The 13981-nt window shown below is 53.3% G+C and carries 6 protein-coding genes; 3 read left to right on the forward strand and 3 right to left on the reverse strand.

Annotated features, from left to right (window positions below; all coding sequences use genetic code 11):
• Positions 1-190: 190 nt before the first annotated feature.
• Entirely contained in the window at positions 191-2839 is a 2649-nt protein-coding gene (locus LJ360_RS13865) for an AAA family ATPase (RefSeq protein ID WP_264994321.1), read from the reverse strand.
• Entirely contained in the window at positions 2836-3957 is a 1122-nt protein-coding gene (locus LJ360_RS13870; protein WP_264996047.1) for a metallophosphoesterase family protein, read from the reverse strand. The genes LJ360_RS13865 and LJ360_RS13870 overlap by 4 nt, the downstream gene beginning before the upstream one ends.
• A gap of 886 nt (positions 3958-4843) precedes the next feature.
• Between LJ360_RS13870 and LJ360_RS13875 the strand changes: the two genes are divergently transcribed.
• Positions 4844-5413: a hypothetical protein gene (locus tag LJ360_RS13875; protein ID WP_264994322.1), complete on the forward strand. Its 570-nt coding sequence runs from the start codon at positions 4844-4846 to the stop codon at positions 5411-5413.
• A 48-nt stretch (positions 5414-5461) separates the two neighbouring features.
• Here the strand turns inward: LJ360_RS13875 and LJ360_RS13880 are convergent, their stop codons facing one another.
• Positions 5462-10882: a hypothetical protein gene (locus LJ360_RS13880; protein WP_264994323.1), complete on the reverse strand. Its 5421-nt coding sequence runs from the start codon at positions 10880-10882 to the stop codon at positions 5462-5464.
• A 709-nt stretch (positions 10883-11591) separates the two neighbouring features.
• Here LJ360_RS13880 and LJ360_RS13885 point away from each other — a divergent pair.
• Together LJ360_RS13885 and LJ360_RS13890 are read left to right on the forward strand one after the other, a co-directional pair.
• A complete protein-coding gene (locus LJ360_RS13885; protein WP_413774430.1) occupies positions 11592-12836 on the forward strand; it encodes an acyl-CoA dehydrogenase family protein in 1245 nt (414 codons plus the stop codon).
• Positions 12837-13060: 224 nt separating this feature from the next.
• Positions 13061-13951: an alpha/beta fold hydrolase gene (locus LJ360_RS13890; protein WP_264994325.1), complete on the forward strand. Its 891-nt coding sequence runs from the start codon at positions 13061-13063 to the stop codon at positions 13949-13951.
• The last annotated feature ends 30 nt before the right edge of the window (positions 13952-13981 follow it).

The following is a 13981-nucleotide window of genomic DNA, read 5'->3' on the forward strand; positions in this document are numbered from 1 at the left end:
CAAATACAAGGGGATATCCGTTAAGTGCGGCAAGGTTAAATCACAACCGGAAACTTGCGATGGATATGTGCATTTCAGACTTGATGTCACCCTGAGCCGGTTATGTTCCCTCAATCCGCCTCCAAACAAGGTATCCAGCTTGTCACGTCAGCCGTGCATAATTGGCAGAGCCGACGCTTGTCACCACCATTTACGTCCCTTCAACGGTCTGAACCTTCAGGCTCTGGAGGTCAATAGGTGGGACACCAAGATCGTTCCAGTTTTCCGGATGGCAGGTAAACAACAAGATCTGATGTCGACTAGCCGCATCGAAAAGGATGCGTTTCATGTCCTCAAGCCGATCACTGTCACTGTGTACAAGGGTGTCGTCCAGTATCACCAGAGTTGGCCTCCCCGCCTCTCGCAAGAGATCCGCATAGGCAAGCCGACTGATCAGACCCATCTGTTCCCTGGCACCAAAGCTCAACTCAGCTATCTGTCCCAGCTCAGACCCCCGACAGAAGGTTCCGGGCTTTAACTGCTCATTCACTTCAAGCGAAGCCTCGGGAAACATTACCGACAAATAGTGATTGAGGTGTTTCTGCAACGGTGCTTGTAAGCGTCGTGTCAGTGCCTGGCGCTTTTCCGTCAATAATGTCAGCAACAAGTCCAGGGCAAGGGCCCGGCGATGCAACTCCTGATGGCGGCGTTCGCATTGCTTCAGTTCTGCCCACCTTTCATTCAGCTGTTCTTCCAGGCCCTCGGCACCCCAGGCCTCCAGCCTGACCTTGATGTCCCTCAGCTCACGCCCGCGGGTTTCCTGTGCCTGCCGAAGATGGTTGATGCTCCTCTGGTATCGCTCGATATCTTGCCGGAGCATGTCCGGTCTGGCTTCAAGGATTTCCTGTTCACGGTTTTTGATGCGGGTTTCGAGCACCGTCTTCCGGGCTTCGTTGTCGACCAGATCGTCGCTCAGCTGCCGTAGTTGTTGCTGGCGCTCGGGGCTCTGTTCTTCTTCGGCCAGACGCTGCCACTCTGCCCTGGCGCTGTTCCGTGCCTGTTCTCGGGTGAGCAAATCCGCCCGATGCTTTTGCTCCTCGGTTTCGGCCGCCTCAACCTTGCTTGCTGCCCGGGTAAAGGCCGCTTCGGCTCCGGCCATATCAGGCACACCCTGCGCCGTAACGGGCTCTGGTGTGGCCTGCAGCTGGCCCCTGACCTTCTCCAGTCCGACCTCAATGTCCTTCTGCTCGGAAACCAGCGGATCCATGCCTTTCGGCGCGACTGATTTGAATAACTCTTCGGCGTGCTGCAGCGTGCGCCGGGCCGCTTCATAGGTCGCCAGCCGCGTCTCGGCCTGCTCAACCGAATCCACACCCAACGTCTTGATCTGCTCGGCCAGGGCCTGCTGAAGCGCATTCAGTTTGCGACGGGTGCTGGCCAGTTCCTCGCCCCCGGGCGTGATGCCGAGGATTCCTACGCCCGGAATGGCCAGCCTGGAGTCTTCCAGCAGTAGCTCCTCTCCCTGCTTATCTAATGGTGCATCGTTCAAGGTGACCGATACACCCGGTTCAAGTTGCCAGCTCAGGCGAGTGGCAATGGTCTGTGAGCGTATGGTTTCTTCATTGAGTTGCTGTTCGGTGCGTTTCAGGGCTTTTACTGCGCTGGCCTCGATCTGATTCGCCCGGGCTTCGGCCCTGGCCTCGTCAAGCTGTCGTTGGTGATCGCGAGCTTTGTCCAGGTTCTGAGATAAGGTACGGTTTTGCTGCTCAAGGCGGCGGATGTCCTCTTCAAGCCTGGTACGGGTTTCCAGCAATCGGGCCAGTTTGAGCTGATTTTCAGCCGCCTCATAGGCGGACTTCGCATCAACCAGACCTCTGGCAATGGCCGCTGTGTTTGCTTGCGTTTGCTCGAACTCACGCTGCGCCCTGTCCAGCTCGGATTTTCGCCCTTCAAGCTGGCGTGTCAGGTTTTCAAGATGATCCTTGTTCTGCTTCAGCAAACGTTGATGTCGTAGCAATTGCTCGAGCGCAGCCTCGTCCTGCTTCTGATCTTGCTCCAGACGTTCTACCTGCTGATACCGGGCTTTGGCCTGATCCAGTTGCCGTTGAGCGTCCTCCCAGGGACGTTCTTTCTCGGCCTGTTCGTACTCGTGGTTCAGCTTCTGTAGTCGGTCAACCTGGTCCTGGTAATTACGGATCCGGCCCTTGAGCGCTTCGATGTCTTGCTGATACTGATCACGGTCTTTCTCCAGCTGCAGATAATCACCCCGGGGTTTGCCAGTTGACGTGAGCAGGGTGTCGCGCCGGGAGCGTACGGACTCGATCAGTTCGTCGCCTCCGGAGCTGGCAACTTCACTGACCAGTGAATTGAGGGCGGATTTCAGGTGGTCTCCGGCGTGTTCTACGGCCTGATCGATATCCTGACCGGTGCCCTGCTCGACCCAGAGCAATCCCGGAATACCCCAGTGTTCTGCCTTGCTGACACCCCGTTTCGGGTATTGGTAGCCGAGCAGTTCCGCGAGCTTTTCTTCCGCATCATCTTCACCGTAAGTGTCCGTACCGACCTTTAGGTCGCAGCGTTTTCGTTTCAGGAAACTCTTGGTAAGGTGCCAGTTTATCTCTTGGTGTTCGAAATCCAGCTCGATGGTGGGTGCGGCGGCTGAATCTCCCCAGGGGGCGAGGTCATCCACCGTTGTTGAACGATATCGCTCGAAAAACGCAGCGCGAATGGCCCGTACCAGGGTGCTTTTACCAGATTCATTGGGGCCGTGGATCAGATTCAGACCCGGCTGCACGTTGTCCAGCACCAGCGGTTTGCGGAACTGGCGTAACTGCTCGATACGTACGCGCTGAAGCTTCATTGACCGGCCTCCTGTTCTTTGCCCCGCAACAGTCCCGCCAGAATGGCCAGCGCCTCCCTGGCAACATCACTGTCTTCCTCCTGTTGTTTAGTGCGAAGTGCTTCAACAACCTCTCCCACATAGCCATCGGCTTTCAGGTCAGCAATATCATCTTCAGTGGGCTCCAGATGCAATCCGCTTCGATCACACTGTATGCTCCGGAACCTGGCTTCTGCTATTGACAGTGCCCGCAGAAGCTTTTCTTCACCGACAAGGGTGACCGACCCATCCAGACGGAGGTCAACTACGGACGATTCGGGCAGAGCCAGCAGCCGCTCCAGCAGTTGATCAAGATCGGAGTCGACGGCCAGCGTCTCGCGCCACTGGTGCCACTCGTAACGACCGGTGCTGACCTGGGTAACTTCTGGCCTTTCACCCGGCTCGGCAACGTTGACCACCAATGCCTGGCCGGTCTCGTTATTCCGGAATCGCTCCGGCTCCGGGGTCCCGCAGTACCAGGTACGCTCATCAATCTGCTTTGTGCCATGCCAGTCCCCCAGTGCGAGATAGTCCAGCCGGGCAACGACTGAACGTTCAGGGGCAATGGGATTTGTGGCATCGATGTCGTCGGACAACACGCCCTGCACGCTGCCATGGGCAAGGCCAACCCTGATCAGGCCTTCCGTGGTTTCCAGGGAGTTGAACGGCTCGGTCAGATCGCTATAGGTATGACGCTGCGTGAGGGGTGCGCAAAGAACCGCGAGGCCCGCCTGTTCCAATTCGATCACGCCGGGTTCGAGGGCGAAATGGACGTTATCGGGCACGGCTTCAAGGCGCCGGGCCCTGGTCCAGACGCTTTCCACCAGTGCTGCATCGTGGTTGCCGGGGAGCATGATCCAGGGACCAGAAAACCCTTTGGTTGCGTTAAAAACTCGGCGAATGGTGCGATCTGATACGGTTTGAGCGTCAAATACGTCTCCCGCCACCAAAACAGCATCACATTCATGTTCCGTCGCCAAATCAGCAAGTCTCTCAATAACCTGAAATCTGGCCTCAACCAGCGCAGCCGCATCTTCTGCATCAAAGCGGCTGTATGACCGCCCCATTTGCCAGTCTGCCGTGTGCAAGAACCTTGGCATCTTGTAGCCCTCAACCTGTTCAGAAGTTGTCAATCGCCGTGCCGGAGATTCCGGAAATTTTGATTTGCTGACATCTTACCTTAGAAAAACGACATACCGTGTCGGCCTGTTCAGGCTCGGAACTTTGTATGAGCCTGGAAACTGTATCAGCATCTGTAGATGGACGGTGGCCTTACCACTGCAGTTAGCATGGTCAGGCGGTCAGGTTTAAACGAATGAACATGCCTTTCTAGCGCTCACCGAAGCCGTTATGGCCTTGTAAATGGATTTACCGGTCGATGACTGCCGATCGACGATTGCAGAGCAATGACTGAAACGTACTAACGAATGCTCGGACAGCGTCACTCCTCTGCTACCAGGTGAGGCAGCGATGATACATTCCGAGCCGCTTCGATCCGTTACCTCGATAGCCACCTTCTAGAAAAGTCCGGTTTACCCGACAACATGATGCTGCGGTGTGGTAGTTCGGCTTATGAGGAGATACGTTATCTCTAAATGGTTTTTCGGCTATAGAAAATCTTACTCTCGAGGTTTACTCGAAATTGATAAACCATTTTTAATACCTAATTGCATTAGGCGAGGTAACGACAATGAATTATCATGCAATAAGCCAAGATAGCGATCGCACGACCCTAGAACTACGTCGTGATCTTATAGTTGAAGCTCAGTTTAATAATTCGCCCGTACAACCACACTCGGATGAACTCTACCAGATCGATCCAACGCGACTGAGCGATTCCAGATTAAAAAAGCTACTTGATTCAGCTGCAAATCTAATCAATCAGTTTTCAGACCAGTTTACAGTGGCAATCAGGCGACTGCCACACATGACGACTTCATCTCTCGAAAAAATGACAACTCACTCATAAAACACTCATGCACAGTAATGATCACACATGAATGCAATGAAAAATTCATAAAAATTATCAGTCATGTCATACACTTGTTTTTCTCGATTGCAATTCAGGAGTCCGAAGATCTATTCAACCGGGAAATCGATTATCAACTGTCTGACATTCAGTTCGATCATGTCAAAATATTCGCGGACGAATTCATAGCCAAAAACGGTGGTTCTGTAATAAATGATCCGTTTGTCATTAATTTCCCACAGCTATTGCCATCTCACCAAATTGCAGTCCAAGGGCGCTTCCAGCGCGCGCCGGACGTTGAGAGGCACGTTAGATCCTACGATGGTCTCGCAGAAGCTGACGGCGCCCAAATTTCAAAGAAAATTGCGTTTTTGCGACTATTGGAAGATGAAGACGTGAGTGGTAAGTTTCTGACTTTTGTATCCGACCTGGATGAAATTATTGCTCGCATATGTACCATCTCTGGGGAGGCATCAAAAATATTGCACATACGGGCGCGACAGACGGAGGACGGGAGGGGACGAACTCACTGGTACCTAGAAGGTATCAAAGAGGTTAAGGACAATGAAGATTTCACTCTAAAATAAGAACCGCGAACCTGGATCACACATAATTAATTTTCAAAAACTAAATTTTTAAGTCATGGCACTATAAACTCCAATAGTCAAAAATGAAACAGCGAGCTCGTAGCTATTACGTATTACGCCTGTAGGCGATCGCGGAATAATAATCTCGCCATAGCTGAATCGCCCTTGACGCCGATTATAAATAGGGAACCCATGCAAATAAGTAGGTTTCTTTATTAATTTGCCTCGGTATTTAGATCCTGCATCTACGTCTTCCTTCGCAATATAATACTCTGATTCGACGCCAAATCCCGCATCCATCAGAATGCCGATCATCTCTGGGTCATCGAATCGGGCGATCACATGGTATTGCTCATCGGCGATATCGAATAGTTTCAGAAATTGCCTCGCGAAAAGTGCATGCTCCGGCTGATCCATAACCAGGTGGCGTCGCCGGCTGATCAGTATCGGCAGTTCATCTAAATCCAGGCTTTGATATTGATTGTCTTTTAATACACCACGACCGTCCAATTCGTTGGCGTGATGTATTAAACGGTGCCAGGCGGAGGGCGAAATACTCTCCAAAAGCGCATTGGGACAGTCTTTTCCATCAAGCCAGCCCCTCTCACCATCAAGGCCTTTGTGACTTTGGTTGTTGTTGGCGTTTGAAAATACCTTTTCGAGACAGCCCCCCCAATTTGGAGGTAACTGCATCGCCGATCCCGCACGTGCCCAGGATTGCCCCAATGCCACCAGATGCAGAGTCTGCAGCAAAGTCGCTATTGTCGGCTCCGGGTATTCCAGTGCAGTTTTTAATGCTGGCGCAGGCCTTGGCGACGCCATGGAGAGGGCCATCATGTCCTTGACCGTGCGTATTTTTCTTAATCGATGGCTCTTGACAGGCGTTAACTGATCCGCCCACTCGGTCAATAAATGGGCATAATTAAGCATCCCGGGACGTGGTGACTGATGGCCCATCAGGCGCGCTAACGCCATACCTACCCGACGAGACTGGTTGACCTCGACGCCCAGCACTATTTTTTGAACTAGCTGGGGGTCAAGCCCGGATCTTATTTGCCTTGATGACGGCGTATCGAGCGCCAGTAACGCCGTGGCTACGCGATTATAAAAAGTGTGCCGGCAGTGATGAAGTACCAAAGTATCGCTTCGAGTGATCGTTCTGATCGCGAGGATTAAGGTAAGAGACAGCCGTGACGCCAAACCGGTTAATGCGGGTGTGGTGTCACCCGTCGTCTCACATAAAATGGGGCGTTTGGTGTCGTCGCCACAGATACTGTGGTATCGACTCAGGACCTGTTCGATCAGCTTCTCCTCCTGACCGGAAAGCTGGAACAGCAGTGGCACCGCTCGCCGGCTAGCGGTACTTTTCAGGTGCCGGTATTGATTATTCTGAACCAGGATCCAGCGGTGACCATTAGCCAGTTGCCAGTCCCGTCTCAACAAACAAATTGCCTCACGTGCGCGAAGCCCAAATCGGTAACAGCAAAGCAGCACAAAGCCCAACATCAAGCGCTGCTCTCGAGCTAATCCTGAATCTGAGCGAATATGATGTTGTGTTTCCAGGTACTCCTGCTCGCCGATCAGCCCTGGACTAACAGTCCGCACATCGACGTCCATATCCAGTTCAGTCCAATCCGGGCTTTCTACACCAATCTGGCCCGCCCAATTGAAGAACCCGAGCAACCGTTGAGCAAAGTACCGGGTGTTGGTGGAAGACTGTCGCTTGAACTGTAGCATCTGGTCACATAGTTCGGTGACTTCCTCGTTGTCCATAGCGACCAGGTTGGCACTATAAGCCAGCTGCGCGAAAGGTTTATTCATCACACCCCAATAGTTTTCCAACGAGCTACCGGCATACGGTTTGAATTTTCGTCCCTTGGCCCCCTTCCCTCTTCGAATGGTTGCGGCGATCCAGTGTGCCAATAATATGAGCGCAACTGACACGGCAGCCCGGTTTTCTATACAGAGCTGTTCGATGGCCTTCGCCGTATCCAGCGCGCTTGATTGTCTATACTGCTTCAGCTCCTTATGAACAGTCGATATAAACTGATCTGCATTGATTTGAAGGACGCACTTGTCAGACTCGGGCTTTCTCGATTTTGGGATCGCGGTATTAGGCAGGTTAACGCTTTCTGCGTTAATCGCATGTTCCGGGAGTTGAATGAAACAATTGTGGGTAAGCCGAAGTGTGTCCGCCCAAGAAGCGCTAGTTGGAGGGACTCGTTCACTCAGCGCGGCACTCACCATGCCAGGAAGCTGAACGAGGTTACACTGGCTAATCGTGTCGGCAAGCCAGTCAAAAAATTCCTCGTTTGAAGGCTGGAGTTGTTGCGCACAATCGTTACGAAAATGGCTTAAAAGCTCCTGGAACGCGGTGATTTTACCTGGCTCAGGCGGCGCAATGTCTTGTGTACGCTCGAGGCCGTGGGCCAATAGAGATGCTGTTTTATAGCTAATTTCATGCCGCTGGACTGGCTCTGAAAAATCTTCAGCGATCAGAGATTCGTTATACTCGAAAAAGAATTGGTTTTTGCACTGTACAACACGAAAGTGTCGCCCGGCGGTCACGTCGATCAAAAGGCGTCGATAACTCAGCCGTTTCTCTATAGCGAGCAGTGCCGCCCCGATACATAATGCGTGAGTTTTCGTCAGTTTAGCCTTCTGGGCTGACAGCCGGATCTTATCTGCCCAGCCCTGGAGCAACGGGAAAACCTCAAGTGCACGAATAACATCCTGTTTCACCAGTGTCTTTTCTTCTTTGAGAGTAACCACACGCTTTTTGAACTTTTTATTCGCCTCCAACGACGACCTTTCAACCTTTTTTGCCAGAATACGGAATCTCAGGGAGGCTTGGGGGTGCGGAAGCTGATTCGAGCGTAATAGCATCTGATTACTCAACTCAGCTAGCTCGTCGGCGCTTATATCTTCGAGTGCCCTTTCGCCAAGGAAGAGTGCGATGTCGTACTTTGCATCTTGAATCGCTGCCTGAAGCCGGCGTTTTCGTTGCGCTGCTCTGGACTTAATACCAAACGTTTTGGGTTCTTTATATGATCGATCTTCGCTGGGCAGGTATTTTAAGGGAGGAGGATTAGTTGAAAGATTCGGCACAGAAAAACCGAGACGCTCGAATACCTCATCGATGACCTCACGGTAGTGTCTGGCATCGTTTTCCCAGCACCGAGGAGAGTAATCACTGTAGGTTGCCACACCGCGTTCAGCGTGCCCCATCCATCCTTCAATTACCTCGGCATCTACTCCTGACGCAGACAGCTCTTGGGCATAGTGATGACGAAAAAGATTGGCCGGCAACGGCCAGCGAAAAAGCTCCTCACTTACGTCACCTGCATCCGCCATTGAATGCCATCTCAGCTGTCGGTCCAGTAAAAAGAAAAGGGGCATACCAGTCCCCGTTACCTCAAGCAGCGACCGTATCGAGTCTGAGAGCTCAGATCGATGTAATGATATTTCTCGGGCCAGAGTAATCAAGTGACTCTGATAGTACTTCACCAGCTCAATCGCCAAAGATGGCAACGGAACTAAACGACCGTTATGAAGCCCATCGTCGCTTTTGTCGTTCACGTAAACACAAGCGGCGCTTAGGCTAAAAAGCCGAGCCGACTCGAAAGGATCCCGAAGGGGGCGTGAGCCAGTTGCGGCGTACAGCGCCATCACCACGTACTGTGCTAGCGCGTTGTGGTAATCAATCATGTCCGTGCGTTGCGTGGAATGCAGCCGTCGTTGTGCCTCTTGGATTTCCCTAACCAAGACCGCCTTGAAGGGTACCAATCGACTGCCAATCAGGTTCAGGCCCTCAGGAAGCTGATCCGCTCTATAAACCGAGAGGCCGAGACCTTTTTCTATCGCGGTCATATTCCAAGTTGAGTAACTGCATGCGCCAGGCAAGGCCGTTTGAGGATGAGATGTTAACAGCCTGGCAAACCGGTGATCCGCTGTAGACTCGAACAAAGTCTGTGCTTTACGGTTTGCCAGTTTGGCACTGGTAATGCGCCTCAAAATTCCGGTAGTTTGCTGGTTAAACCATCGCTCAACTGACGTCTTGTGGATCCCGGCCCAGAGTTCACCCAGGCTAGCTGGCCACCGATCAAGCCTTTCACTGGATTCAAGCAGCACTGTTCTTGCAGCCTCAGGTGTTTCAACTGTCAAGATCTCCTCTGTCGGGGCAACAAACGGGGTGGATTCGTCATCGGGTTTCCAGCCGCTATGCCGTCGAGGTGAAGCTCGATACAAAAGTTGAAAGTCGTTTGAAAACCCCCATTCATCACCGTCCTCTTCGTCACCAATAACGATCCGTTCGACTAAAGCCAGTGAGCGAGACAGGTTCATCGATAACCAAACGAACACTGCACCAAGCCGGTCCTGGATACCGTCAGCGCTTAACGTTTCGTTTAACCATTCGTCGATTGCCTCAGCTTCCGGGGGCAACAACCTATCCCATGACCACGGCAAGTAATGGGACAACTCAATACTTTGGATGAGAACGCTACCGGAGGATAGCGTTTGCTGAGCCGGAGAGTCAGTGGGATCAACTTCTGCCAGAAAGCTGTAAGGTCCCCCTTCTTCCTCCTGAATCTCTCCGGCTAACACTTCAAACCGAGTCCCGTCCGCTTCAAAGGAAACCCGAGGCTGAGCCTGGAAACGCCAGTCTTTGAGGTGCTCGGTCGAAAACCACTTGGACTGTCGAGCCTCAATAATCTGACAGTTGCCCTTCGCGATTGCGCCGATACTGTTGAGGAAACGCGTTTCCCGTGTTGATTTCACATCCTGCCTTCCGCGCTCGGCAGCACTTTTCAGAGCGTTACCAAATCGCTGGTAAGTCATCCCTTTGTTCTGTAACTGGATCAGGACGTCACTCAGCAACCTGTCGACAAGAGCCCAGCCTGGATCTGTCGAATCCAGAATCAGGAAGCGGGCTGCATCGGATATAGCTGAGTCGGCTATGCAACCATAACGAACAAGCCGATCAACGGCCTGAAAAAACAGCCACAGCCTGAGAGCCCGCCTCAACTCGAAAATATGGCTTTGATCGGTGACTGCTAATGGATGCGTAAATAAAGTCAGCAAAAATGTACGTGTTGATAAGTCAGGAAACCGACGCTTCGTTTGTGTTGCGGAGCCCTTATGGCTCAGTGGTTGGTAGCTGTTACGGATGGTTTCATTGTTGTTGAATTTTTCGGCGAGTCGGAGAAATCTGTCCGTACTGGAGTTGTCTGACCAGAGTTTTAACACCCGTTGTGATTCGGGATAGGCGAGCTCTTTGATGAGGTTGGGGATACCCATCGTTTGGCTGTCCAAGCCAAGGATGTGGTAACTGACCTCTAACAATTGGTCTAGCTCCTCTCGGACAGCCCAATCGCATAACTCCTGAAAAAGCCCACCGAGCCTTAAGGTCATTTTTTTTGCTATTCCAGCGTGGCTGCCGTGCCATCCCTGAGCTGTTTCGTTTGTCATTAATCGACCTATCGTCCGAAAGCTTTCTTTTTAGAGATTTTCCGCTATCTTACGATTTATTACCGATTTACGCCAATTAGGGACTATCTATCAGTATCTGCTGCCGCAGGCTCATAACCGAATCCTGCCCCCGCTACCATATTAAGAAAAGCCAGCTTATAGCTGGCTTTTCTCGTTTCTAAAGTGGGCTTTTGAGTCAGCACCTTACACCCGCAAAGCTTGCAGCAAGTTTGCTGCCGCGGCGCTGGGTCGCCCCTGCTCCCCGCTACCCTATAAAAGAAAGGCAGATCAGTGAGTTACTGGTCTGCCTTTTTTGTTTCTCGTTGGTGTGATTCCTGGGCGCATCCCATGGCAGACGATGAAAAAAGTGCCGCTGTGCTATCAGGACCACCTACCCTGAGGCTGGTACGACTGGAAAGCCAGTGCAAAGAGTTTCACTCATTCCCGGGCGCACCACCGAGCAATAGCAATAGAGCGACCGCTCGTTTTATTATTGACACTTCCCGGTCTGCCCTTTAGCGTTAGCTGACCTATGTCCCGCCTGATTGATATTGTGGACCACAAGAGTCTGCATCGGCTCTGCCAGAACCTGGACGAAGAATAACAGAAGGCAATCCGTAAACTGTCGGAAAGCACCCTCAACCCCGAGTCTGGAAAGCTCACTACAACAAGGAGAAGCCCCGTGGACATCACTACCACGCCAGCAGAAATGAACGACCTCACCATGTCGGAAAAATCCCGGCCACTGCTTGAGGCCGTCAAGCAACATATCCGTGACAATGTCGACCCCATTCTGGAAGACTTCGAGCGCCTGGGCCAAGGCCGCGCAGACCGGTTCAGCTACGCTCCCGGCCAGCTCGAGCTGCTTGAGGGCGCGAAGCAGAAAGCCAAGGAAGCCGGGTTGTGGAACTTCTTCCTGCCCAACGCCGAAACCGGTGAAGGTCTGTCCAACCTCGACTATGCCTACCTGGCGGTGGAGCTGGGCAAGAACCCCCTGGCCTCGGAGACCCTCAACTGCTCCGCGCCGGACACCGGCAACATGGAAGTACTGGAACGGGTTGGTACCCCCGAGCAGAAAGAGCAGTGGCTTAAGCCATTGCTGGAAGGCAAGATCCGCTCCTGCTTCGGTATGACCGAGCCCCATGTGGCTTCTTCAGACGCTCGCAATATTGAAACCAGCGCGGTACTGGAAGGCGACGAGTGGGTCATCAACGGCGAAAAATACTACATTTCCGGCGCCGGCGATCCCCGCTGCAAGATCATGATCTGCATGGTCAAGACAAGCCCGGATGCCGAGGCCTGGCGTCAACAGTCCCAGATCCTGGTACCCATGGATGCGCCGGGCCTGACTGTGGTCGGCCCGATGCACGTGTTCGGCCACGACGACGCCCCCCACGGCCACATGCACATCACACTCGAGAATGTGCGAGTGCCGAAAGAGAACATACTGTGGGGTGAAGGCCGCGGCTTCGAGATTTCACAGCTGCGGCTGGGCCCGGGTCGCATCCACCATTGCATGCGCTCCATCGGCGCCGCCGAGAAAGCACTGGACCTGATGATCGAACGCGGTCAGAGCCGAGAAGCCTTCGGTCGCCCGATCCTGGATCTGGGCAAGAACATGGAAACCATTTCCCGCGCGCGGATCGAAATTGAAGCCATGCGCATGATGGTCCTCAAGGCCGCCAAAGCGATGGATGTGCTTGGCAACAAGGAAGCTCGCGTCTGGGTCTCCATGGTCAAGGCCATGGTGCCAGAGAAAGTCTGCAAGATTATCGACGAAGCAATCCAGATCCACGGCGCCACCGGCGTCAGCCAGTGGTCAGAGCTGCCCGACATGTATACCAAGCAGCGCACCCTGAGACTGGCAGACGGACCGGACGAGGTCCACCATAATGTGGTCGCCCGCGCCGAGGTAAAGGCCTATAACCAGGATCCCTACCGTCGGCAGGAGTAACACTGCTCAGCCGTCCCCGGATGTGATCGCCGGGGACGGCCCTTCTTCAGTACAATCAGAAGAACTCCCACTCGGCACCCCGGCGCAATAACCGGCTGCCACCCGCCCGGGTTTGACTTCCAGCCCATTGTAGCTTTGACTGAATTGGGCATTTACTCCCACGCCCAGCTGTAACAAATGTCTCGATATTTCCTTTCTGATATTAATAACAAAAGGATTGGTCAATGACTGACACCACCCAAACCGTCGATATCCCCCACCTCGGTGGCTCCACTGTGGGTTACCGCTTTGGCAAGCCCTACGATCCATCGCTCCCGACACTGATCCTGAATAACTCGTTTACCACCTCGGCTGAGTTGTTCAGGCCACAATTCGCTGACGAGGAACTTTTGAAGGTGGCCAACCTCCTGGCCATCGAGCCATACGGCCACGGCAAAACCCACCCCACCTACCGCCAGTTCACCTATTGGGACAGCGCGATCGCCAACCTGCAGGTGCTGGATGCACTGGGCATTGACCAGGCCTTCGCAATGGGCACATCCCAAGGGGGCTGGATTGTTACCCAAACCGCCATGCTCGCGCCGGACCGAATCAAGGGCATTATTCCGCTGGGCACGTCCATGGACCGCGAAAGCCAGCAAAGCCAGGCGCTCGGCTGCTGGGATGGCACCGAGTTCTGTACGCCAGCCATTGACGCGTTGGCTGAATCCGTCCCCGACGACTGGGTGGTACCGGATGAATTCGTTATTGGCGTGCTCGACGCCGGCCTGGGCGACTCGGTATCAGACGAGGACCGGGCCTTCTGGCTGGACGTCTACCGCAGGAACTATTCCGGAGATGCCGGCCGTGAGCGTCTGCGGATTTGCTCGATCAACCTGCGCGACCGGGACAGCTTGTTGGCACGGCTTAACAGCGTTACCTGTCCGGTGCTGTGGATTCATGGCACTGCGGACTCGGTTTACTCCGTTGCCAACGCCGAAAACGGCATCGCCCGTTTCACCGGGTCGAAGGATGCGCAGCTGAAAGTTGTTGAGGGTGGCCAGCACTTCTTGAGTGCCTCAGACCCAAAAGAGGTCAATGCTGCCGCAGTGGATTTCATCAGTAAATGGAAATGAGCCGATGTGTGCTGCATCACTGACACAAAT

The sequence above is a fragment of the Marinobacter sp. AN1 genome, assembly GCF_026013985.1.
GTDB classification, from domain to species: domain Bacteria; phylum Pseudomonadota; class Gammaproteobacteria; order Pseudomonadales; family Oleiphilaceae; genus Marinobacter; species Marinobacter segnicrescens.